We start from the raw sequence: 22,243 nt of genomic DNA, 5'->3' as shown, positions 1-22,243 counted from the left end.
TTAAATATATGTAAAATTATTATAGAGAATAGATCTGACACTACTACTGTTTTCTAACACAGCCAATCTATTAAAGAAAAAACCTCCATTATGATGGAGGTTATTCTTACTTGTCTTCTTTATATTCTACTACGACTTCTGTTCCTAATCCACCGCGAGCATTCCAAAGCGCCGTTATCTTCATATACTTTGGTGATAATAAGCTGACAAGATCATTTAACATACGATTTGTTGCATGTTCTTGATAGATCCCTACGTTACGGTAAGATGTTAAGTAATACTTTAATGACTTCATCTCAACGAGCGTTTCGTTTGGAATATAACTAATTTGAATTTCCGCAAAATCGGGAAGACCTGACCATGGACAAACGGACGTGAATTCATTTGTTGGAATTGTTACTAATGTTTCCTTACCGATATACTCATAAGGAATCGTTTCTAAAATATCTACAAGAATAACATCCTCATTTTCGATATCAAAGCGGATGCCTTCATATTTACTGTGATCTACATTTACTTTACCCATCTGTTTCACCCTTTCAAAAATCCACGAAGGATATTGTTCAAAACAATACTACTATACCATGTTTTGATAAAAGTGCAATGGTTAATCTTACAATCCCTCAATAAATGCCTCAATTTGCTCTTTTGTTTTTCGCTCTTTATTTACATATCTTCCTAATTCTTCACCGTTTTCATAAGCCACAAAACTTGGAATGCCAAAAATATCTTGTTCTTGACAAAGCTCAATCAGTTGATCACGATCCACATAATAAAAAGCGTAATGATTAAAACGCTCTTCAAGCTCTGGTAAAACTGGTTTGATCACTACACAATCCGGACACCAATCAGCAGAAAAAACAAAAATAGATTTCCCTTCCGATTTTTTCTCATTAAACATTTCAACTGATGTAATAGTTTCCATATTATCCACCTTCTTAATAGTCAATTTTCATATCTCCAGGTTTAATCCAGCCTTTTTTTCGCATCCATTCGGATAATACCAAACTAATAAGAGCAGGTCCAATAAAATGCAACCCAATAATATAAAGAAGGATAAACACTGAAAATCCCATTGATTCTAATGTCATCATTTGTCCTACAAATCCAGCTGTTCCCATACCAGCACCTGCTGGATTATTAATCATATTAAATAAAATAATACCAACAGGGGCTAATATTACGCCTGCAGCGGTTGGCGGTATTAAAATAAGCGGATTTTTTACGATATTTGCAACTTGAAGCATTGATGTACCAATCCCCTGCGCAATCCAGCCCCCAAAACCATTGTCGCGGTAGCTGCTTGTCGCAAAACCAACCATTTGAGCAGCACAACCAATTGTAGCAGCACCAGCCGCTACGCCTTCAAGTCCTAACATTATCGCGATTGCCGCGCTGGAAATTGGTGCGGTTAAAGCGAGTCCCATTAAAGCTGCAACGAGCATACCCATTAAAAGAGGACGCTGTTCTGTCGCCCACATCACTACTTCACCAAACCATGTCATAAAACTTGCAATACCAGGACCAATAAATGCGGCAACAGCAAACCCGACAATGAGGGTAACAAAAGGTGTTGCAATAATATCGATTTTCGTTTCTTTTGAAATTAACTTTCCTGCTTCCGCTGCAAGTAATGCTGCTGCATAACTGCCAGCAGGACCGCCAAGCTCCGCGCCTGCTGCTCCGCAAATGAGAGCAGAAAAAAGCACAAGAGGAGGCGCATTGAGTCCAAATGCAACCGCAGCCCCAATTGCCGCTCCCATTAATCCCATTGCAGAAGTCCCAACTGTAACAAAAAACTCTATTCCAAGTTCTTGTCCAATTGTTTTTAAAATTAAACCGATAATTAAAGATGAAAAAAGCCCTAGTGCCATATAACTTAACGCTGTAATAAAATATACTTTTGGAGACAGCGTTACGCCCTTTTTACGGAAAAATTGCTTCATCGTTATCCTTCTCCTTTTTCTAAAAAATCACAATCTTTATTATAAAGTTGTTTTACCAGTTGTAAAGACAGATGTTTAACAGCTGTTTAAAATTGTGATTGATATTGCTTTGAATAACGTAAATGTTCTTCATAGGTTTCGGAAAAATGATGAGCTCCGCTGTTATCTGCTTTTGCAACAAAATAAATGTAATTATGCTCTGATGAATTTGCAGCAGCTTTTAATGCGGCAGCACCTGGATTGGAGACAGGTCCAGGCGGCATTCCTTTATTTTTATACGTATTGTATGGATCGTTAATTTCTAAATCTTTATACAACACACGCTTTTTTCGCTTTTCTAATATATACTGTACAGTTACATCTGATTGGAGTTTTATATCACGTTTTAATCGGTTTTGAAAAACACCAGCAATAATGGGCATTTCTTCTTGTAAACTCGCTTCTCTTTCAACAATAGAAGCGAGTGTTACCCATTCTGACACTGTCATATGTGTTGGTAATGAAAGTTGTTCCATTTGTTCATAAAAGCGAAGAAGCATTTTTTGTACCACTTCTTCTGGCGGCGTATTTTTCTTAAAATAATACGTATCAGGAAATAGATAACCTTCTAACCGATACTTTAGCTGTGATTGATTTGGAATATCTTTTAATAAAACATGATCAAGCCCCCTGCCTGTTCTAACAACTTCAAGAAACTCTTTTTTATTTACAATTCCTTTTTTCTCTAACACATCCCCCATTTGTCTTGCATAAAATCCTTCTGGAAAAGTTACTGCAATCCCATTTTCTTTTACTTTAACCGTTTTTAGAATCGTATAGATTTCTTCATATGTTTTCTTATTATTCAACACATGCTCGCCAGGCTGAACAGTTCGGTCAAGCCCATTCCATTTTCCATAAGCAAGAAACGATTTAGCAGATGTAATAATTCCAGCTTTCTCTAATCTTTCAGCAGTTTTTACGAGCGGATCACCAGGCATAATAATGAAAGACTGCTCCTTTATAGATGGATGGTTTTCCTGCCATAAAAACAAACTCATTCCAACAACGATAACTGCAGCAGCAATAATTAGATGATAGTTTTGTTTCATTTTGATCCCTTACTTTTCTAAAATTTTCGTTATATTAGCTTAACCAGAGAAAAAGAACCGCATTCACATAATAAAAAATGAAGTTGACAGACAGCTGTCAACTTCATTTTTTTGATCGCATCGCATTAACTATTACTGCGAATAATATTTAATGTATTTTGATCTGTTGTTTTCACTAAAGTTGTTAGAAGTTCTTTTGCAGCCGCATAATCCTCTACATGAATCATAGAAGCAGAGGTATGGATATAACGAGAGCAAATGCCAATTACAGCTGATGGAACACCATGATTGGACATATGAACGCGCCCTGCATCTGTACCACCTTGTGAAATAAAATATTGATATGGAATGTTATAGGTTTTTGCAGTATCTAAAATAAATTCCCGTATCCCGCGATGTGTTACCATCGTCCGATCATAAATACGAAGGAGAGCACCTTTTCCTAAATGTCCGAATTCTTTTTTACTGCCGGACATATCATTTGCAGGGCTTGCATCTAATGCGTAAAAAATATCCGGCTTAATCATATTTGCTGCTGTTTGTGCACCGCGTAGGCCTACTTCTTCCTGTACCGTTGCCCCAGAAAAAAGCTGATTTGGCAGGGACTCTCCTTTTAGCTCTTTTAATAGTTCAATTGCAAGTCCGCAGCCATAACGATTATCCCAAGCCTTTGCAAGAATCTTCTTTTTATTCGCCATCGGCGTGAATGGACAAATCGGCACAATTTGCTGACCAGGACGAATACCAATTCTCTTCGCATCTTCACGGTCATCTGCACCAATATCAATGAGCATATTTTTTATTTCCATTGGCTTTTTTCTTTTTGCTTCATCAAGTAAATGCGGAGGAATCGATCCAATGACGCCAACAATTGGTCCATTATCTGTCATTATTTGAACACGCTGCGCAAGAAGCACTTGACTCCACCAACCGCCTAATGGTTGAAAACGAATCATCCCGTTATCTGTTATTTGTGTGACCATAAAGCCAACTTCGTCCATGTGACCGGCTACCATAACCCGTGGACTGTTTTCCGGCCCATGTTTCACTCCGAATATACTGCCAAGATTGTCTTGAATTAATTCATCCGCATATTTTTCTAATTCGCCCTTCATAAAATGACGAACACTTTGCTCAAATGAAGGAGCACCTTGAAGCTCTGTCAACGTTTTAAATAATTGTAACGTTTCACTATTCATAATAAACTCCTTTCTTATACTAGAAAAATTATGTATCTCTTTCTATTTTATCGAAACGAAACTAGAGTTGCTACTTTTTGCTATGGAAACAAAAAAAGAGATTAACTTATTAGAGTCAATCTCTCTCAATATTACCAATTAATATTAACAGCATACGCTATCTCATCTTTTGCCCCAGCCTCTTTAAAGCCTTTTATCCGAAGCTGACAGCTGTCACACACTCCGCATGCTTCTTCTTCGCCCAGATAACAAGATGTTGTTAAGTGATAGGGGACATTTAAACGTAAACCTGCTTCAATTGTTTCTTTCTTTGTTAAGTGAATCAGCGGGGACTCAATTTTAATTCGATCACCTGTTGTTCCTGCTTTTGTTGCGAGATTTACCGTTTCAGTCATGCTTTCAATAAACTCCGGGCGGCAATCAGGATAACCACTGTAGTCAACCGCAGACACACCGATATAAATCACTTCTGCTCCAATCACCTCTGCATAAGCACTTGCTAGTGATAAAAAAATCATATTACGTGCAGGTACATATGTGGCAGGAATATCATCTTTTACTCCTTCAGTTGGAACTTCTATTGACTGATCAGTAAGGGCACTGCCGCCAATCTGGTTTAAAAATGAAATATCTACAAGACGATGATCGCTTACTTCAAAATGCTGTGCCACTTTTTTGGCTTGTTCGACTTCGCGATCATGGCGCTGTCCATAAGAAAAAGTAATTGGATATAACTCATAGCCTTTTTCTTTTGCTATCCCCATACAAGTGGTACTATCTAATCCACCGCTTAATACAATAACTGCTTTTTTGCTCATTTTATACACCTCTTTTATTCGGATCCCAAATCACTTTATGAAGCTGCATGCTCACTTTAACATTTGGAAGCGGTTCGTTTAATACCTTTTCTACAAGCTTACTAGGCTTCATCGTCTCCCAAACAGGACTAAACAACACTTGACCTTTTTGAATGTCATTTTGAATTAAATCCCGGGCAATGTTAAAGTCTTCATCACTGCCAATGACAAATTTAATTTCATCCTGCTCTTCTAAAACATGAAAGTTCTCATGAATCATTTTAGCCATTTCATTCGAATCAGGAAGCTTATAATCCATTACAAACCTTGCTTTTTGTTGAACATTCTTTTCTTCATTTCTTACTGCTGCAAAAGGAGCTAAATCAATCGCACCATTTGTTTCAATATGAATATCATTAATATGGGCAAGGTTTGCCATTTCAATTAACAGTGCTGCTGATTTTTCACGATGAATTAACGGCTCCCCACCCGTAAAACAAATATTTTTACTTGGAAATGTCTGAATCTTTCCAATAATTTCTGCAATGGTCGCTTCAAATTCAGGTTTCGCAGGCGCGTAGCTGTAAGGGGTATCACACCATGTACAGCGAAGATTACAGTGAAAGATCCGGACAAAAACAGTTGGAAAGCCAGCCATCATTCCTTCTCCTTCAACTGTTTCAAAGATTTCTACCATTGGAAGCTTCCAATTTAAATATTCCGCACGTGAAGGTAGATTCCATCTACTCATTTTCTTCCATCCATTCCCGCTTCATTGTCGCATAACTTGTCGGTGTTTCGTAAAGAACTAATTCTTCAAGACGATGTCCTTGCGCTTTTAATCCTTCTGCCTCAAAATGGGTATTAAGCTCTTCCCAAATCCATACAATCATATTCTCCGCAGTTGTATTCATTGGTGGAAGCACATCATTTAAATAACGGTGATCAAGTCTTGCTTCAATTGTCTCTTTATAAATACGCTTAATATCTGAAAAATCAACAGCAATTCCAATCTCATTTACATATCCGCTTATAGTGATGATCAACTTATAAGTATGACCGTGTAAACTTTTACATTTTCCTTCATAGCAATGAAGGTGATGTGCTGAGTCAAATGTAAACTCCTTTGTTACAGCAACACGTTTATGGTGATATTTTAATTGATTGCGCTTGATATCTTCATCAATCTTCTGTACCTTTTTTGGAATTTCAAAATTCATACTCTAATCCCCATCCTTTCTTCGATTTTGGGGAAACGTGAAATAAAAAAAGCCCCATAGTTAATCTATGAGCGTTGTGCTGCGAACAAGACTTCACGTTCCCTAGTTTTGTTTTGTGAGGGGTGGGAATTTCGAACCCTCATTCGTATTACAGGATAGCAAACATTTGCTAAAATGAGAAGTGAGAAATATTTGGGATTGTGCTTTTTCTTTTGTATACTAAACTTATAAGGAGAAAATATATTTTACCGAATCGTTTTATTTAATGTATTCCTTATAGGATTTAAAGCCATCATGTTTTCTGCAATTCCAGTGAATATGTATATAGTAATGATCAAACCTTGTTGAAAGGAGCAGTAAAATGAAAATAAGCGAATTATTAATCGGAGTTGGGATTGGCGCTGCCGCTGGTTTCTTCATTTCTTCAAAATTAAATGAAAAAGGAATGTCTCCAGAACAAGCATTAAAAGTTGTAAAAGAAAAGGTAAAAGAAAATATACCTGTTGATGGTTCTTGGATTCATATGAAGCCGGAAGAACTATCAAAAAATGAACTTACATATGAAGTATACCGTGGCGGCCTTACAGCCACTCAAAACAACACCGTCAACCATTATGATTTTGCTATTGATGCTAAAACAGGTGCTGTCATTGAATTAAATAAACAATCTTAAGAAAAGTGTAAGGCACCTAAACCAGACACTAACACCTATACTTTTGATTGTTTTTAAAAACATAAAAAACCCCATACTTGGGGTTTTTTATTAGTTAAATGATTGATGATGACCATTGTATAATTTATTGGCAATTTTAAATCTTGTTGTTAAATATTGACGCGGCTCCCATAAATACATAATGAACGCCATTATAAGCAATGGCACAACTAGGTTTAACAATGTAATAACCCACATGTCTAAATGTGAACCAAGCTCCTCACTATGGACATCTTTATAATTGGCTGCTGCTTCAATAGTTGCTACATCAGCTTGCCCAAGCACTGTATTGTTAGCTGCATCAAAATAAACAACTTCTGCTCGATTTGTAAAGAAAATATTGTCTCTTACTGTTTTATAGTGGGCAACAGCAAGTACAACGCTGTTAAAATCCTTTTCAGAATCATTCACTTGAACTTCTTCTACATTTTCAAGTGATAAAGAACCTTGTACATAATCAGAATGTTGTTCTTCTAAATTAGCAGAAATTGCTTTTGTCATTTCTTTTGAAGCTGTTTCTGCGGAAGCTACTCCTGACATGCTTGCAATAACTAATAGAACTGTTAATAGAGCAAACAAACGCTTCTTCAAAGACATTTCCTCCCTTTTTCAAAAATCGACTACGAATCTATCATATCATAAACAAGCACGAATGAATGTATTCGATTTCCGGAAAAAATGTGACAGTTTTATTACAATTCCTGCTTTATTTTTTACTATTCCTTAAACGTTTGCTGGCTTTTTCTCAAAGGATTCACAAATTTCTTTTGAACGCTCTGCTGCACTTCTTACCGCTTCTTTTATGGCACTTCCCCCACCAAACTGCGCTAATGCCTCAAGTCCTGCTGCAGTCGTTCCATTTGGAGAAGTAACATTCTCTCTTAATGTTGAAGGTGATTCATTTGTTTCCATCACCATCTTACTTGCTCCAAATACGGTTTGAACGGCAACATCTCTTGCAATTTCTTCATCTAGTCCACCCTCAATTGCCGCTTGCTCAAGATGCTCAATTAAATAATAAAAATATGCGGGACCACTTCCGGCAACACCTGTAAAGACATCCATTTGCTCTTCTTTAATTGTAACAACTTTTCCAATTCCTGTAAGAAGTTCTTTTGCAAACACAACATCTTCCATTGAAGCATGCTTTCCTGTTGAAATAGCTGTAATCGATTCGCCAATCATACTAGAAGTATTTGGCATAACACGAACAACTGGCTGCCCTTCGTTTAAGTTCTCTTCCATAAAAGAAGTTGAAACACCAGCAAGTACTGAAAAAACAACTTGATCTGGACGAAGAAGATCTTTAATTCCGGCTAACGCTTGTTCTGCATCTTTAGGTTTCATTGCTAAAATAATTGCGTTTGCTTCCTGCACTGCAAATTCAATACTTTTAGTTACAGATATACCGTATTTTGCTAATAGTTCTTCACGTCGCTGTTCATTGCTTCGATTTGTAACGATTACGCGTTCAGGCGCTAATTTATTTTCATTAACAATTCCTGCAATCATTGCTTCTGCCATTGAACCTGCTCCAATAAATGCTACTGTTTTATTTAAAATCATCAAATGCCTCCCTGTTTTTTTCACGTTCATGTTTACGGTGCCTAATGCTATCACGTGAAAGACTTCGTTTCAACCTTTTAACGGAAAGTCGGCATCTAATGGGTGAGACAGTTTATGAAAACGGTAACATTATTAGCTAATCTCATTATTTACAGCATTAAAGAGGTATACAGCTAATAAACATCAAATATAGTAGATGAAGTTTTTAATTAATAGGAAAAATTTAACAAATAATAACCTACTTAATTCTCTTAACAGAGTCAGTGATTTCTCCTTTATTGTTCCATTTTAATGCACGATAAGCTGCATCATGATAAAAAGTTAACCATGCTTCTTTTTCTTGTGCGAATGCCGCCCATTTTTGCTTTTCTTCAATTGATTTTACTGGATAATCATCATAGGCCATTACCCAAAGAACATGCTGATGTGCACTTGTAGCCATTAAATCTGCCATATGGACAAATCGCTCGCCGTTTTGTTCAAAAGTAATAATAGAATGTCCTGCACTATGACCCCCTGTATGATGCATCATTAAACCCGGTAAAATTTCTGCCTTCTCTTCAAATGTTTGCACTTGGTGCTGAACAGCTTTCCAATTTTGTTCCCAATATGTATTGATGGACCTTATATTTGGATTTCTCATTTCCTCCCATTCAATGGTAGATGTATAAATAACGGCCTCAGGAAAAGTTGAAATAAGTTGGTTATCATTCCATGATGTTAAACCATTTGCGTGATCAAAATGAAGGTGTGTCATAAGAACAATATCAATATCAGCTGTTGTTAAGCCAAATTTGTTTAAGTCCTCTTTTAAATGAGACTCCTCTGTTACACCATAGTTTCGTTTTTGTTTATCTGTTAATTTATTAGTCCCGATACCAGATTCGATGAGAATGTTTTTCCCGTTATACTGAAAAAAAATCGGATCAGTACGAAGTTCAATTTGATTGTTGGCATTTGAAGCGTATTTCTGACTCCATAGCGGCTTAGGAACAACCCCAAACATAGCACCGCCATCTAGATGTGTCACTCCACCGTTTAACCAATAAAATGAGACATTACCAATCTTCAAGTGTTCCATATTATTCACCCTTTCTTTTCTGTAAACGATACCAATATTTTATCATAGAAAAAAGCTTGTGCATCACACACAAGCTTATGATTGAAATGCTGCTTCACAGCGATAAATACGGTTACCTTTATTTGAAAATTTTTCTTCATACTCTGTCATCACATTGCTTTCAAAGTCACTGTTATGCAAATCTAAGCTTACATTATTTAAAATCATCCCATACTTTGAAAAGCTGTGAAGCGAATATTCAAACAATCCTTGGTTATCCGTCTTGAAATGAATTTCGCCTTTCTCTTGTAAAATCGACTGAAACACAGCTAGAAAGCTTTCATATGTTAAACGACGTTTCTCATGACGGTTTTTAGGCCAAGGATCGGAAAAATTTAAATAAACGCGGCTTACTTCTCCTTTGTCAAAAAAGTGCGGTAAATCTTCAGCATTTTGATTAAGAAGTCGGACATTCGGTGGCTGCTCTTCCAAAATAAGATCTAATGCACCAACAATGACACTTGGCTGCAGTTCGACTCCGATAAAGTTAACATCAGGATACTGCTTGGCCATTTCCGTTACGAAGCGTCCTTTTCCTGTTCCTACTTCAATGTAGATAGGATAATCATTTCCAAAATATTTATTCCATTGTCCTTTATATTGTTCGGGATTATGAATGACAATATTTGAATGTTCGGCAAGCTTATCTTTTGCCCAAGGTTTATTTCTTAAACGCATTCTGTCACTTCCTTATTATAATTAAATCTTTCTCCTGAGACATTTTATCATGAAAATTGCAAATCGTCATAAAAGCTTTGCTGAATTAATAAATTTAAGACGCTCGTTTTATTATTATGCAAAAGGGAATAGAAAAACATATCATGCACCTAAAAGAAGGGAAGATAACGATGATCATACGAGAATTAAATACCCATTATATATTCATACAGCAGCATCATCATGGTCTTCTCTCTGGAGAAATGGCATTTCACTGGGGAAAAGAAAACTTTTTAGATCCACTTTATAAATTAGTTCTAGCAGCTGCCTTTCATGATATGAGTTGGATAAAAGCAGATCATCATTTACTATGGAACAATGCGATTGATAAGCCATATGATTTTGTAAATTACCCTTTAAATAAGCGAATTGAACTTTATACGAAAGGAATTAATGAAGCAGAAACATTCAATCAGTATTTAGCATTACTCACTTCCATGCATTATACTTCTTTTTTTAAATCAAGTGAAAATGAAATCGTTTCTTCATTTTTGGAACAGGAACATAACAGACAAATAAAATTAAAACGGCTTCATTATGAACATAATAGTGATTTATTAATTGCATTAAAGCATTTGAAGATGTGGGATGACTTATCTTTATATGCTTGTTTAAATGAACCTGGTACAGAAAAATCAAAAGAACATACATGGTTTAAAAACGGAATAAACGGTGTGGATAAATACGGAAACCATATTACAATTGAGTGTGAGTGGAAAAATGAACGTACAATTTCGTTGAAACCTTTTCCTTTCAAAAATACATGGAAAACCAATATTCCATACTCGTTATGTCGAAAATCTTTAGGACAAGATGATCCCGACAAATATAGCCTCTCTTACTTTAATGTGACATTTGTACCTGATTTGTAATGATTCTTTTACAAAAAGCGAAGGAGTATCGTTTATACTATAAGTAAGAAACTTCACAGTGTTTCCTCACACAGCCTATACCTTCTTTTCAAAGGAGTGATCTTTTTATGTCGCATTTTCTAATTATGTGGGCACCTTGGTTAATTATTTTCGGAGCGATTTCCAGCTTATTTATATGGGGAGCAAAAGGAAATACAAATGAAAACTAAACCATTCTTAAAAAATAAGGCAGACTCCCAGGAGTCTGCCTTATTTTTTAAGGAATAATATTAAGAAGAAATCACAAGCTATGAATAAGTACAATTTGAAGAAAGGGGTTCATTTTATGCCGATAAATAACCAAGATAAGATCAAACTTCTCCATGATTTACTCGAAGATCATCAGCTTGATTGCTGCGGGACTGCGAGCGAATGTGAGCAAATTGCACGCCTTGCTTTGTCACTTATAGAAAATGGACAGCTTAATTACGAAACAAATGAAATACTTTCTCAAATTAAAGAATACAGCATATCAGGAAGCAGTCACGCTGAACTAGACACCCATATAAAAAACAATCAACAGTACTTAACCGGTTGGGTATCCTCCTTAGATCAACTTACTTAAGTAAAATACCTATCGCTAGACAGACTTTTACTCATTCTCCATTAATGTTTCTAAGTATTTCAGCCATGAATACTGTTCATCTTCTCGCTGTTTTTCTCTACACCAAAAGATTGTTTGGACAGTATGTGCCACAACATACCAATGCATTCTTTTGCCTAACTCATCAGTAAACATCATGCCATAGTTTTCAAACCATATCTGCCATTTTTCCTTTGGAATATACCAATAAAGAAGCAAGCCGATATCAATTGCCGGGTCTGCAATCATAGCACCGTCCCAGTCAATTAAATAGAGATCACCATAGTCTGTTAACAGCCAATTATTATGATTCACATCACAATGGCAAACAACCATTTCATGCTCTTCCACTTCAAAAAGTTCTCGCGCCAAATAATCAAGTGCTTTTTCTACAATAGGAAGCTCTTGATTTTGGCGCTGTCCATACACTTCTTGATAAATACTTTTAACAGTAAGCGGCTCTTTTCCAAGCCTCTTTAGCATGTGCAGCAGTTCACTTGAACGATGAATTTTCCTAAGCAATTCGGCAACCGATTTTTCTCGCATTTCCACTGCTTTTAATTCTCTTCCCTGCAGCCAACGCTGTGCCGTTATAACATCCCCATTTTCTAACCGCTTTGTCCATAACAGCTTAGGAACAATGCCTTCTGCAGATAAAACCGCAAGAAAAGGAGAAGAATTTCGTTTTAAAAATAACTTTTGGTTGCCGCTTTGTGCAAAATATGCTTCTCCTGTTGCTCCTCCTGCTGGCGTGACAATCCAATCTTCTCCTAATATATTTTCCAACAAATTCACCCTCAATTTCTTCAATTAGTAGTTCTATTTTTACTAGCAATAATTTTCACATGTTTACAAATATGTTATTATAGCATATTGAGCGAAAACGTGCAGATAATTCATTCATTTATTGATTGAAAAAGCACCATTGTATTTAATTTCTCCACTTTAATACTCTTACCAGAAGCTTTATACAAAATATTTTGACCTGCACGAATGCCATCTACAATAATATACCATTCTTGTTCATTTGGAAGCTGCACAGCCGCCTCTTGAACGCCAGCATTATGAATAACGACAAATCGTTTAGGATTTTTCTCATCCACATTTTTTACTTCATAAGCAATGATAGACGGTGGTGAATCTAAAAATCGCAAGTTTTCATTAACTAATTCACCTGTAGGCAAACGGAATGCGCTGTTTTCTTTTCTAATTTGAATTAAACCTTTTACATATTGAACATAGTCTAGAAATTTTGACTTCCGGTTCCAATCAAAGTGATTAATTTCATCAGGAGAATTATAGCTGTCTTCTACTCCTTGTTTTGTACGATAAAACTCTTGCCCTGCATGGATAAAAGGAATTCCTTGCGAAAGAAGGACAAGAGCTGTTCCTAAACGATGACGTGCTTGCCTTTCCTTTTCTGATACATCTTTCATTCCAATTTCCATCCGGTCCCATAATGTATGGTTATCATGAGCTTCCACATAGTTAACAGATTGAAAAGGAACTTGAAAAGGCCCATCACTTAAATGAGGATAGGGAACATTTGCAGCAATTGCCCTCTTCATCTTTTGTTTAAGACGCTCTTCTCCACCAATAAAACCTTTTTCATGAGGAGAAAATACTCCCCCTCTTGCCGCATCACGAAATTGATCATTAAAATGACTGATTCCTGGTAAACGATGCGCCTGCTGAATCGTTGACTTTTCTTCTTCCCGAAGAAGAGTTGGCAAATTCCAGCCTTCCCCGATGATAAGAATAGATGAATTAATTTCAGTTAACTTTTCTCGAATAAGCCGCATCGTGTGTACATCATGAATTCCCATTAAATCAAAGCGAAATCCATCAATATGATATTCCTCTGCCCAAAATGCTACCGATTCAACAATAAATTTGCGCACCATTTTGCGTTCACTTGCTGTATCATTTCCTACTCCTGTACCATTTGAAGGTTTTCCACCTTTATAATAACGAAAATAATATCCTGGAACAATTTTTTCAAATGAAGACGTTTCCAAATGAAAAACATGATTATACACAACATCCAGAATAACGCGCAAACCATTTTGATGAAACTTTTGAACAAGTTGTTTAAACTCATTAATCCTTGAAAATGGATTAAAGGGATCTAGGGCATAGCTGCCTTCTAATGCATTATAATTTAACGGATCATACCCCCAATTATAGGCGGAATGTTCTACCGCTTCATCTACTCTTGCAAAATCCTGAACGGGAAGAAGTTCAATATGAGTTACTCCTAAAGATTTTAAATATTCAACCCCTTTAGGCTCTCCATAGCTATCTTTCACATTCTCTTCCAAAAAGGCTTTAAATTTTCCCTTATGTTTCATACCGCTGTTAGGATGAATGGAGAAGTCACGAACATGAAGTTCATAAATAACCGCCTCTGCTGGAGAAATTGGAACCTGTTGATCTTTCTCCCAATTCTCTGGATTCGTTCGTTGAAGGTTAATGATTACTCCATATTCTCCATTTACCGAAAGTGCTTTTGCATATGGATCCACTGCTTCATTCCATTCTCCATTGACATAAATCAAATACGTGTAAAATGCACCATGTAAATCTTCGCAAAACTGTGCTTGCCATACCCCTTTTTCTTTGCGTTCCATTTGATGAATTCGAATATTTTTTGTGTCTTGCTGTACTACTTTCACCATCACCTTATAGGCGGTAGGCGCCCATACTTTAAATGTTGTATGGTGTTCTTGATAAAAAGCACCTAAATCTTTTTTTTCATAATAATACATCGCATCAAATGCCTCTGTTCTTACAACTTCTCCTGTTCTAAGCAAAGAGCAGTTTTGAAAGGAATCAACAATATAATATTGTTTTTCAATATTAATTGGATTTTTTAATACAAGTGTATGTTTGACTTTTTTACCTTCTGCCAATACCGTTACATTGTGATCGATAACCTCAATTTCTCGCTCATTTTCTAAAACACGAAAACTAAAAGAAGGATAGCTTCTTGTTTCAATAATTGTAATCGTGTTAAATGTATCTAAATAAGCAGAAAAATATCGATTTGTCGTTGTTAGTTTGATACTTTTCTGTTCCAAGGTTAATCCCCCACAATTCAAATTAATTTCGACTACTTTTGTGTGCATGCCTCATTATTAGTTTATTTTCTACATCCAGAAATGTTATTAACTCTTTCATAAATTTATAATGGCTTTTTAAAAACATAATTTTCTGTATTTTGTAAAAATGGGATATTGAGAAGTGTTTACCTATATTTGTTTTATACTATCATAACACACAATATCCCTCTAAAAAGAACAGGTTTTAATTTAAAAAACGCCGCTATTACTTTGTTAATTAGCTTAAAATGACGATAAAGTAAACGCAGTGATCATCATTTCCGCCTTACTTATCCAAACATTATTACAACGATCGGACCTAAAAAAGAGGCAAGTACAGCACATAAGGTCATTGCGATAGAGCTGACTGCTGCATCTTGCTCACTGTACTCTAATGCTTTAGATGTTCCAATTGCATGTGAGGCACTTCCAAGCCCCATCCCACGTCCAAGAAAATGATTGATTTTAAACCATTTTAAAATAAAGGGGGCCATAACAACTCCCCCAACTCCTGCAAACATAACAAATACAGCAGCAAGAGCAGGTGTTCCACCAACCACTTCAGCAATATCCATGGCCACTGGTGTCGTAACAGACTTTGGCAGCATAGAGTAGACGAGTAAATCCTCCACTCCTAACCATTTTGAAAATTCAAAGCCTGTTAAAATTCCTAAAAATGTTCCAACAACTCCTCCTCCTAAAATGGGTATAAAATATTTCTTTATAACAGGTCCCTGCTTATAAAGCGGATAAGCGAGTGCCACCACTGCAGGACCTAACAATTGATCAATCCATTTTCCGCCGATCATATAGGTTTCATAAGAAATATTAAAAAGAGCTAAACAACAAACAATAGATCCTGTTCCAATTAGAATAGGAAGCATAAATGGCTTTGGAAAATGGGTATAAAACTTTTTACTCATAAAATAAATAAAGATGGTTGCAGCAATTGATACTAACCCAATAAATAAATTTGTCATACTTTTTGTTTTTCTCCCCTTTTAGCAAGCTGTTGACTTGTTAAGCCTGCTGTAACCATAACAACGATTGTACTAAGAAGCGTAACAAGTATTAATAAAAAACCTTTTCCTTTAAACAACTGAAAATAATTTATTATGCCTGCTGTTACAGGCAGGAAAAAGAACGGTAAATGACGAAGCATAAACGACGCTCCTTCTTCTATTAAAACAATTGGTATCACCTTTAAAGCAAGTAAACTTACTAAAAGAAGCATCCCAATCATGCTGCCTGGAATAAATAAATTCAACCCTTCCTGCAGCCAAACACCCACTTGATAAATTCCATATAAAATAGCTACTTGAAAAATAATATTTAAACTTTTTCTTCCCATCACTCATTCCCCTTTTATGCGATTTCCTGCTTAATCTTTAAGTGTAAATGATTTAACCGCCTCATATTTAGGAATACGATCAAGGTGGGTTTCATATAAAACAATCTCCTTAACGTCCCAGGTTAGTTCATCATTCTTTGCAATTCTTTTCTTTACATCAGCATATGGAAAAACCTTATCAGCAACCCACTTTTTTGCTAATGTAATGTGGGGCTTATACGGCCTTTTCTCAAGCAAAAAACCTTCTCTTTCACAAACGTTTTTTACATCCTTCTGCAAACTTCTTAACGGCTTACTCTCGACTACTCCAACCCAAAAAATTCTTGGTGATTGCTCACGCCCAAATATATTTAATTCATCTATTGTAAGAGAAAAGCTTTGGTGATTTGCAGCGGTTTTTTCCACTTCCTTCTTTATTCCTTCAATTTGCTCTAAACTTGCTTTACCAAGAAAGCTCAGCGTAATATGATAATCTTCTAAGTGAACCCATTGTTTAAATGGATAGTGATTTTGTACTTCTTGTGTCCAATCGTGCAAATATTGGCGAATTTCCCCGGAAATAGGAACCGCTAAGAAAAAGTGAGGATTTAGCTTTTTCATACTTTTCATCCTTTCCAACCAACAACATCGCTAGTACTAGGCTTTTATTTTAATAATGCTGGTCAACCTCTAAAAATTTCTAACATACTAACTTTATTTAAACAGGTGTCCCCATATTATAAGACAAAAATTAAATAATTCCGATCAAATTTGTTATAATGACCAAGAGAATGCTGCAAAGGATGTGAAAAAATGCGTGTTGTAAATAATATTGCTGACTTAATTGGGGACACTCCCCTTGTAAAATTAAATAAACTGCCTGACCCAAGCGGAGCTAGTGTATATGTAAAATTAGAATATTATAATCCCAGCCGTAGTGTCAAAGATCGTGCAGCATATAATATGATTGTTGAAGCTGAAAAAAAGGGATTACTAAAAGAAGGTTCCACCATTATTGAGCCTACCTCTGGAAATACAGGGATTGGTCTTGCCATGAACGCTGCTGCTCGTGGTTACAAAGCAGTAATTGTGATGCCTGATAACTCTACAGAGGAACGTATTAATTTGTTAAAAGCATACGGTGCAAAAGTAGTATTAACACCTAGTGATCAAAAGATGCCTGGTGCAATTGAAAAAGCAAAAGAGTTAGCTAAAGAAACTCCAAATAGTTTTGTTCCGATGCAGTTTGATAATAAAGCGAATCCTGATGCCCACAGGCAAACAACTGCTGTGGAAATTATTGAGGCAATGAAAGAAATCAAAAAAACACCTTCAGCCTTTGTGTCTACAGCCGGCACAGGCGGTACTGTTACCGGTACAGGTGAAGAATTAAAAAATTACTATAAAAACCTTACTGTTCACGTTGTTGAACCAGCTGGCTCACCTGTATTATCAGGTGGAAAGCCCGGTAAACATAAGCTTGTTGGTACAAGCCCTGGATTTATTCCAAATATACTCAACACAAAAGTGTACGATGAAATTTTTAAAATTGAAGACGAACAAGCTTATGATGTTGTGCGCGGACTTGCAGCAAAAGAAGGCATTCTTATCGGTCCTTCTTCAGGGGCTGCAGTATATGCTGCAATGCAGGTTGCAAAACGCTTATCACCAAATGAAGTCGTTGTTTGTATGACAGCAGATTCTGGTGAACGCTATTTATCAAGCGATGTATTTGATTATAGTGATAAAAATAAATAATGATTAGAACCGAGATTGACTCATTAGTCTATGAGTCAATCCTTTTTATTCCCTACCATGGTCTTCTCTTTCAAGCAATAATAAAATCGCCTTCAAAGAGAAAGCGGCTTTTGGCAAACAAAGTCCTATTTTGCTAGCTCATAAATAGCTTGCGCATAAATCGCAGCCGCCTTTAATAAATCTTCAATTTTAATGTACTCATCTTTTTGATGGGCAACTTCTTCGCTTCCAGGAAACAACGGACCAAATGCAACCCCATCATGAAGGGATCTTGCATAAGTACCGCCGCCAATAGAAATAAGTTCAGCTCTTTCGCCGGTTTGTTCTTCATATACCTTTGATAATATTTTAATTAACGGATGGTCCTTTGCAACATGATGAGGCTTCATATGATCATGGATGGATAATGTAAAAGAATGTTTGTTGGCTAACTTGTTAAGCGAGCTTACAATTTCTTCAAAATCAGCTGTAACAGGATAGCGTAGATTTAACCCAATCCTTCCGGCTTTTTTGTTATCATAATCAATTAATCCGCTATTAACAGTTAATGAACCTGAAATATTATCAGAACAAGCAATCCCAACCTTCTTTCCATCTGTACTGTTAACAAAAGCATCATTTAGAAAAGAAAGAAACATTCGTGCTTTTTGATCAAACGAAAACTCATTCAAAAATGCAGTTAATGCTAACCCTGCATTTCTTCCTTTTTCGGGAGTAGAGCCATGAGCAGAGATTCCATGCACTTCTATTGAAATCTCGTTTCCTTCAAACACTATCCTGCCTGTTAACTGCTTTTTTTCTAAATAACGTGCAAAAGCCTCTTTCATAGAAAGTAGGTCTTTCTGTATGAAACAAGTAACTTTTGCTTCAGCATAATCGGGCACCATATTTAATCGTGCGCCAGCTTTAAAAGAGTGAAGATGGTAAGTGCTTTTTAAGGAATCACTATCTAACTCTTCCTCTTGAATAAGGAAAAGGTCTGTTATCCCTTTTTCCGCATAGATAATCGGAAAATCTGCATCTGGAGCAAAACCCATTGTTGGCATTTCTTCTCGTTCAAAGTAGTGGTTAACACAGCGCCAGCTGCTTTCTTCGTCTGTGCCGATAATCATCCGCACTCGTTTTGAGAGAGGGAGGTTTAAATTTTTTACTATTTTCATTGCATAATAGGCCGCCACTGTTGGACCTTTATCATCAACAGCGCCTCTTGCAAATATTTTCCCATCACGCACCTCAGCACTATAAGGAGGACTTGTCCACCCTTCCCCTTCTGGTACAACATCGATGTGACAAAGGATACCAATCAATTCCTCTCCATTTCCCATTTCAAGATGTCCTGCATAACCGTCTACATTTTTTGATTGAAATCCATCTTTCTCTCCTTTTTCAAGAAGTGTAGTCAATGCTTCAGAAATCCCTTTTCCAAAAGGAGCTCCCGAAGAAATAGACGCTTCATCTAATACACTTCTAATCTGCAAAAAAGCTTTCGTATCCGCAATTAATTCTTCCTTTATTTTTTCGACTTCTTCTTTCCAATTCACATCTGTCATCTAATCCCTCTTTTCTATTTATGTTATTTTTTCACTTATTCTTTGATAGGTTTCCCGATTACAAATCACATATAATCTTGCATCGTCTGAAATTGGTTCATCTAACTTACGGTTAATATTCAATTGACTTCCATCTGATATAAGTGTGGCCCCTTCACTTAACAAAGCATTAAAAGCATCACGATATGTTCTCCACGAAGAGCGCACAGCTACTTCATATAAGTCATCTCCAATACCCCGGCTCATTAATTGAGAATAAATAGAGGAAATACCATTTGAAAGAGCAGAGCGCACAGCTAAATGAGAGATTGTTTCATGCGTTAATACAAACTCCTCTACATTGGCATGTTCAAAACTCTTAATATGTTCTTCTTTTAATACTTCCACGGTTACATGTACATCTGATGATAGACGTTCAATCGCAGCAGCAATTAATAATGTTTTCCCGTCCGCTAATGCTGAATTTTGGATATTATCATCTGCAAACACAAGGACTGCTCGCGCCTCCTTAAGATTTGCCTGCATTAAAATATTCTCATCGGAACCTTCACCTTGAATATAATGAATTTTCTCTGTTAATAGCGGACTTTTTTCAAGCGTATCAATGATCACTACATCTATATCTTCTTCTGATTCCATAATTTCTTTTACTGCATAACTTGCTTTTTTAGACCAACCAATAAGGACAATATGACCAGTGCCATTGTAATCCAATTTTCCTTCCTCCCTTTTTTTTCGCCATATGCCGAATGCATCCACAACTTTTCCAATAACAACCCCAATCGCTCCGATTCCCACTACATATAAAAAGATTGCATATACCCTGCCTGCTACCGATACAGGATAAAAATCTCCATATCCAACCGTTGTAACTGTCGTCATTACCCACCATAGCGCATCAAATAGTGTTGGGAAAGTTTCTGGTTCTAGATATGCGATAAAATATGTACTAAAAAAAATTAATGAAGTGGTTGACCAAAATAACAACCAATTACTCATGTTTACTACTTTTAAAAACATACGCTTAAAATACAGCATGAAATCCCTCCTTTTCTTACTTTTTAAGCATATCAAAGGAATAAACAGGAAAGAAGAGTGCACGCCTAAAAAACTTTCAACAAAAAGACAGACTTTTTTGCATAATTCCCAAAATTGTTGTACAATAATATCATGAGGAGGGGGTGTGTGTACTGATAAATGATCACAATTTCACAGATACACGACTCTTCGTTTAAATCATGTAACCTGTAGAGAAACAATTGATTCATTATAAGTAAAACGAAGAGCTGTAAAATGGTTCTTCGTTTTTTATTTGCTTTAAATTTTCTAATTGTTCAAATAATTTTAGTAATATTTTAATAAAAGCTTCATAAATAATTAACAAAACTTGTGTATACTGCAAGTGAAAGTTTTTTTAAGCAAAATGCAACTTGAACATTCACAGTTCTGTTCAAGCGATGCATAAGTGAAGGACCGATACTAATTAGGGAGTGGTTTGTTGAAACCTTCAACTGATCGGATGCTGGTTCGTATTAAGTCGATGTATTTATACATCAGCAAAAATGGTACCGTCACAACACAAGACTTGGTTGATGAATTTGGCATTACACAGCGAACTGTACAAAGAGATTTACAAATATTAGCTTACAACAACCTTGTACACAGTCCAAGTCGCGGCAAGTGGAGCAAAACAAAGAAAAAAGTAAAAGTTTCATGAGATCTTCAACATGATGTTGAAAACCACGGTAATCTTTATCACCGTGGTTTCTGTTTGCTTTTCCTCTTAAAATGTCGGCGCAGATGATTGAAGAACAGCCACTTCTCCATCTGTTAATTCCCGGTATTCTCCAAGCTCAAGAGCTTCATCTAAAGCTAAGTCACCCATCTTAATTCGCTTTAAATATGTAACCTGCTTTCCTACCGCCCTAAACATGCGCTTCACTTGATGAAACTTTCCTTCTGTAATAATTAATTCAATTTCCGACTGCTCACCAGCATGCAAAATGGTGAGCTCTGCAGGCTTTGTTTCATATCCATCATCTAATATAACGCCTTTACGAAATGCTTCAACATCATCTTCTGTAACAGTTCCAGCAATTTTTGCATAATACGTCTTTGGGATATGCTTTTTTGGGGACAGCAGTTGATGGGAAAGCTGTCCATCATTTGTTAAAATTAATAATCCTTCTGTATCTTTATCAAGACGTCCAACAGGAAAGGGTTCAAAGATTACATCTTCTGCTTCTAATAAATCAACAACCGTTTCTTCCTGTACATCTTCTGTTGCGGAAATTACTCCTGGAGGCTTATTCATCATTAAGTAAATATGTTTTTTAAATTCAACTTCCATTCCATTTACAGTAACCGTATGTTGAGACGGATCTACCTGCACTTTACCATCCTTTTTAACTTCACCATCTACGTTTACCATTCCTGTTTTTAATAACTTCTTTACTTCCTTTCGACTTCCAAGCCCCATATTTGCTAACCATTTATCTAACCTCATTCTTTACACCACCTATAGATTATCATTATTTCCTTACAAACTCTTTTTCAGTAAACAAACTATACAGCTTTAACCTAATTTGTGAACAGAAACCTCCTGACTAAAGATAGGCAATAAACTATCCCACTTCACACTC

Annotated in this window: 26 protein-coding genes; 6 read left to right on the top strand and 20 right to left on the bottom strand. The window is 36.2% G+C overall.

Annotation, left to right across the window (positions count from 1 at the left end; genetic code table 11):
• Positions 1-106: 106 nt before the first annotated feature.
• From queF to queD, 8 genes are all read right to left on the bottom strand, one after another.
• Positions 107-526 (bottom strand): preQ(1) synthase, encoded by a 420-nt coding sequence (queF, locus tag DS031_RS01425; protein ID WP_113804142.1) that lies wholly within the window; start codon positions 524-526, stop codon positions 107-109.
• Positions 527-613: 87 nt separating this feature from the next.
• Positions 614-925 carry a thioredoxin family protein gene (locus DS031_RS01420; RefSeq protein WP_113804141.1) on the bottom strand — a complete coding sequence of 104 codons (312 nt, stop codon included), beginning with the start codon at positions 923-925 and terminating at the stop codon, positions 614-616.
• A gap of 13 nt (positions 926-938) precedes the next feature.
• Positions 939-1,946, bottom strand: coding sequence for a PTS sugar transporter subunit IIC (locus tag DS031_RS01415; RefSeq protein ID WP_113804140.1), 1,008 nt, complete (start codon positions 1,944-1,946; stop codon positions 939-941).
• A gap of 86 nt (positions 1,947-2,032) precedes the next feature.
• Positions 2,033-3,037 (bottom strand): endolytic transglycosylase MltG, encoded by a 1,005-nt coding sequence (gene mltG / locus DS031_RS01410; protein ID WP_113804139.1) that lies wholly within the window; start codon positions 3,035-3,037, stop codon positions 2,033-2,035.
• A gap of 125 nt (positions 3,038-3,162) precedes the next feature.
• Positions 3,163-4,236, bottom strand: a complete 1,074-nt coding sequence (locus DS031_RS01405; protein WP_113804138.1) for a M42 family metallopeptidase — start codon at positions 4,234-4,236, stop codon at positions 3,163-3,165.
• Between the two features lie 131 nt (positions 4,237-4,367).
• Positions 4,368-5,054, bottom strand: coding sequence for a 7-cyano-7-deazaguanine synthase QueC (gene queC, locus DS031_RS01400; RefSeq protein ID WP_113804137.1), 687 nt, complete (start codon positions 5,052-5,054; stop codon positions 4,368-4,370).
• 1 nt (position 5,055) lies between these two features.
• Positions 5,056-5,784, bottom strand: coding sequence for a 7-carboxy-7-deazaguanine synthase QueE (locus tag DS031_RS01395; protein ID WP_113804136.1), 729 nt, complete (start codon positions 5,782-5,784; stop codon positions 5,056-5,058).
• Positions 5,777-6,253: a 6-carboxytetrahydropterin synthase QueD gene (queD, locus tag DS031_RS01390; RefSeq protein ID WP_113804135.1), complete on the bottom strand. Its 477-nt coding sequence runs from the start codon at positions 6,251-6,253 to the stop codon at positions 5,777-5,779. The genes DS031_RS01395 and queD overlap by 8 nt, the downstream gene beginning before the upstream one ends.
• Before the next feature lie 361 nt (positions 6,254-6,614).
• On the opposite strand from queD, the gene DS031_RS01385 reads away from it, so the two are divergent.
• Positions 6,615-6,926, top strand: coding sequence for a PepSY domain-containing protein (locus tag DS031_RS01385; protein WP_113804134.1), 312 nt, complete (start codon positions 6,615-6,617; stop codon positions 6,924-6,926).
• 90 nt (positions 6,927-7,016) lie between these two features.
• On the opposite strand, the gene DS031_RS01380 is transcribed toward DS031_RS01385, so the two are convergent.
• The 4 genes from DS031_RS01380 to trmB form a co-directional block, all read right to left on the bottom strand.
• Entirely contained in the window at positions 7,017-7,556 is a 540-nt protein-coding gene (locus DS031_RS01380) for a hypothetical protein (protein WP_113804133.1), read from the bottom strand.
• A gap of 132 nt (positions 7,557-7,688) precedes the next feature.
• Positions 7,689-8,531, bottom strand: a complete 843-nt coding sequence (gene proC, locus DS031_RS01375; RefSeq protein ID WP_113804132.1) for a pyrroline-5-carboxylate reductase — start codon at positions 8,529-8,531, stop codon at positions 7,689-7,691.
• Between the two features lie 238 nt (positions 8,532-8,769).
• A complete protein-coding gene (locus tag DS031_RS01370) occupies positions 8,770-9,612 on the bottom strand; it encodes a YtnP family quorum-quenching lactonase (protein ID WP_113804131.1) in 843 nt (280 codons plus the stop codon).
• A 75-nt stretch (positions 9,613-9,687) separates the two neighbouring features.
• A complete protein-coding gene (gene trmB / locus DS031_RS01365) occupies positions 9,688-10,329 on the bottom strand; it encodes a tRNA (guanosine(46)-N7)-methyltransferase TrmB (RefSeq protein ID WP_113804130.1) in 642 nt (213 codons plus the stop codon).
• Positions 10,330-10,499: 170 nt separating this feature from the next.
• On the opposite strand from trmB, the gene DS031_RS01360 reads away from it, so the two are divergent.
• The 3 genes from DS031_RS01360 (at position 10,500) to DS031_RS01355 (ending at position 11,844) form a co-directional block, all read left to right on the top strand.
• On the top strand, positions 10,500-11,240 hold the full coding sequence (locus tag DS031_RS01360; RefSeq protein ID WP_181832954.1) for a DUF3891 family protein: 741 nt from the start codon (positions 10,500-10,502) through the stop codon (positions 11,238-11,240).
• Between the two features lie 107 nt (positions 11,241-11,347).
• On the top strand, positions 11,348-11,449 hold the full coding sequence (gene cydS, locus DS031_RS24610; RefSeq protein WP_425451916.1) for a cytochrome bd oxidase small subunit CydS family protein: 102 nt from the start codon (positions 11,348-11,350) through the stop codon (positions 11,447-11,449).
• A gap of 116 nt (positions 11,450-11,565) precedes the next feature.
• Complete coding sequence (locus DS031_RS01355) at positions 11,566-11,844, top strand: YtzH-like family protein (RefSeq protein WP_181832953.1); 279 nt, start codon at positions 11,566-11,568, stop codon at positions 11,842-11,844.
• A 27-nt stretch (positions 11,845-11,871) separates the two neighbouring features.
• Here the strand turns inward: DS031_RS01355 and DS031_RS01350 are convergent, their stop codons facing one another.
• The 5 genes from DS031_RS01350 to thpR all read right to left on the bottom strand — a co-directional run bounded on the left by DS031_RS01350 (position 11,872) and on the right by thpR (position 16,914).
• Positions 11,872-12,648, bottom strand: a complete 777-nt coding sequence (locus tag DS031_RS01350) for a phosphotransferase family protein (protein WP_113804127.1) — start codon at positions 12,646-12,648, stop codon at positions 11,872-11,874.
• A gap of 110 nt (positions 12,649-12,758) precedes the next feature.
• Positions 12,759-14,942 (bottom strand): type I pullulanase, encoded by a 2,184-nt coding sequence (pulA, locus tag DS031_RS01345; protein ID WP_181832952.1) that lies wholly within the window; start codon positions 14,940-14,942, stop codon positions 12,759-12,761.
• A 311-nt stretch (positions 14,943-15,253) separates the two neighbouring features.
• Positions 15,254-15,943, bottom strand: coding sequence for an LrgB family protein (locus DS031_RS01340; RefSeq protein WP_113804125.1), 690 nt, complete (start codon positions 15,941-15,943; stop codon positions 15,254-15,256).
• Positions 15,940-16,314 (bottom strand): CidA/LrgA family protein, encoded by a 375-nt coding sequence (locus DS031_RS01335; RefSeq protein WP_113804124.1) that lies wholly within the window; start codon positions 16,312-16,314, stop codon positions 15,940-15,942. Before DS031_RS01335 ends, DS031_RS01340 begins: the two co-directional genes overlap by 4 nt.
• A gap of 30 nt (positions 16,315-16,344) precedes the next feature.
• Positions 16,345-16,914, bottom strand: coding sequence for an RNA 2',3'-cyclic phosphodiesterase (gene thpR, locus DS031_RS01330; protein WP_181832951.1), 570 nt, complete (start codon positions 16,912-16,914; stop codon positions 16,345-16,347).
• A 192-nt stretch (positions 16,915-17,106) separates the two neighbouring features.
• On the opposite strand from thpR, the gene cysK reads away from it, so the two are divergent.
• Positions 17,107-18,051 carry a cysteine synthase A gene (cysK, locus tag DS031_RS01325; RefSeq protein ID WP_113804122.1) on the top strand — a complete coding sequence of 315 codons (945 nt, stop codon included), beginning with the start codon at positions 17,107-17,109 and terminating at the stop codon, positions 18,049-18,051.
• Between the two features lie 125 nt (positions 18,052-18,176).
• Here cysK and pepV read toward each other — a convergent pair whose 3' ends face one another.
• Together pepV and DS031_RS01315 are read right to left on the bottom strand one after the other, a co-directional pair.
• Entirely contained in the window at positions 18,177-19,601 is a 1,425-nt protein-coding gene (gene pepV, locus DS031_RS01320) for a dipeptidase PepV (protein ID WP_113804121.1), read from the bottom strand.
• Positions 19,602-19,619: 18 nt separating this feature from the next.
• Entirely contained in the window at positions 19,620-20,639 is a 1,020-nt protein-coding gene (locus DS031_RS01315) for a potassium channel family protein (protein ID WP_113804120.1), read from the bottom strand.
• Between the two features lie 460 nt (positions 20,640-21,099).
• Between DS031_RS01315 and DS031_RS01310 the strand changes: the two genes are divergently transcribed.
• A complete protein-coding gene (locus DS031_RS01310) occupies positions 21,100-21,318 on the top strand; it encodes a DeoR family transcriptional regulator (RefSeq protein ID WP_113804119.1) in 219 nt (72 codons plus the stop codon).
• Positions 21,319-21,384: 66 nt separating this feature from the next.
• Here DS031_RS01310 and DS031_RS01305 read toward each other — a convergent pair whose 3' ends face one another.
• The gene (locus DS031_RS01305) at positions 21,385-22,107 is read right to left on the bottom strand and encodes a pseudouridine synthase (protein ID WP_113804118.1); all 723 of its coding nucleotides are present in this window, start codon (positions 22,105-22,107) and stop codon (positions 21,385-21,387) included.
• Positions 22,108-22,243: the final 136 nt, after the last annotated feature.

This window comes from Bacillus taeanensis (assembly GCF_003318295.1).
Classification (GTDB): domain Bacteria; phylum Bacillota; class Bacilli; order Bacillales; family UBA6769; genus Maribacillus; species Maribacillus taeanensis.
Note: the sequence above shows the minus strand (reverse complement) of the source record. Positions and strands in the feature narration are given on the sequence as shown.

Bases quoted from the DNA above. Each gene is read 5' to 3' on its own strand.
- DS031_RS01305 (WP_113804118.1), bottom strand. From the start codon at position 22,107: ATGAGGTTAGATAAATGGTTAGCAAATATGGGGCTTGGAAGTCGAAAG.
- DS031_RS01395 (WP_113804136.1), bottom strand. From the start codon at position 5,784: ATGAGTAGATGGAATCTACCTTCACGTGCGGAATATTTAAATTGGAAG.
- queD (WP_113804135.1), bottom strand. From the start codon at position 6,253: ATGAATTTTGAAATTCCAAAAAAGGTACAGAAGATTGATGAAGATATC.
- DS031_RS01385 (WP_113804134.1), top strand. From the start codon at position 6,615: ATGAAAATAAGCGAATTATTAATCGGAGTTGGGATTGGCGCTGCCGCT.
- DS031_RS01370 (WP_113804131.1), bottom strand. From the start codon at position 9,612: ATGGAACACTTGAAGATTGGTAATGTCTCATTTTATTGGTTAAACGGT.
- proC (WP_113804132.1), bottom strand. From the start codon at position 8,531: ATGATTTTAAATAAAACAGTAGCATTTATTGGAGCAGGTTCAATGGCA.
- DS031_RS01360 (WP_181832954.1), top strand. From the start codon at position 10,500: ATGATCATACGAGAATTAAATACCCATTATATATTCATACAGCAGCAT.
- DS031_RS01415 (WP_113804140.1), bottom strand. From the start codon at position 1,946: ATGAAGCAATTTTTCCGTAAAAAGGGCGTAACGCTGTCTCCAAAAGTA.
- queF (WP_113804142.1), bottom strand. From the start codon at position 526: ATGGGTAAAGTAAATGTAGATCACAGTAAATATGAAGGCATCCGCTTT.
- trmB (WP_113804130.1), bottom strand. From the start codon at position 10,329: ATGCGTTTAAGAAATAAACCTTGGGCAAAAGATAAGCTTGCCGAACAT.
- DS031_RS01340 (WP_113804125.1), bottom strand. From the start codon at position 15,943: ATGACAAATTTATTTATTGGGTTAGTATCAATTGCTGCAACCATCTTT.
- cysK (WP_113804122.1), top strand. From the start codon at position 17,107: ATGCGTGTTGTAAATAATATTGCTGACTTAATTGGGGACACTCCCCTT.
- DS031_RS01315 (WP_113804120.1), bottom strand. From the start codon at position 20,639: ATGCTGTATTTTAAGCGTATGTTTTTAAAAGTAGTAAACATGAGTAAT.
- DS031_RS01335 (WP_113804124.1), bottom strand. From the start codon at position 16,314: ATGGGAAGAAAAAGTTTAAATATTATTTTTCAAGTAGCTATTTTATAT.
- DS031_RS01405 (WP_113804138.1), bottom strand. From the start codon at position 4,236: ATGAATAGTGAAACGTTACAATTATTTAAAACGTTGACAGAGCTTCAA.
- cydS (WP_425451916.1), top strand. From the start codon at position 11,348: ATGTCGCATTTTCTAATTATGTGGGCACCTTGGTTAATTATTTTCGGA.
- DS031_RS01355 (WP_181832953.1), top strand. From the start codon at position 11,566: ATGCCGATAAATAACCAAGATAAGATCAAACTTCTCCATGATTTACTC.
- pepV (WP_113804121.1), bottom strand. From the start codon at position 19,601: ATGACAGATGTGAATTGGAAAGAAGAAGTCGAAAAAATAAAGGAAGAA.
- thpR (WP_181832951.1), bottom strand. From the start codon at position 16,914: ATGAAAAAGCTAAATCCTCACTTTTTCTTAGCGGTTCCTATTTCCGGG.
- queC (WP_113804137.1), bottom strand. From the start codon at position 5,054: ATGAGCAAAAAAGCAGTTATTGTATTAAGCGGTGGATTAGATAGTACC.
- DS031_RS01420 (WP_113804141.1), bottom strand. From the start codon at position 925: ATGGAAACTATTACATCAGTTGAAATGTTTAATGAGAAAAAATCGGAA.
- mltG (WP_113804139.1), bottom strand. From the start codon at position 3,037: ATGAAACAAAACTATCATCTAATTATTGCTGCTGCAGTTATCGTTGTT.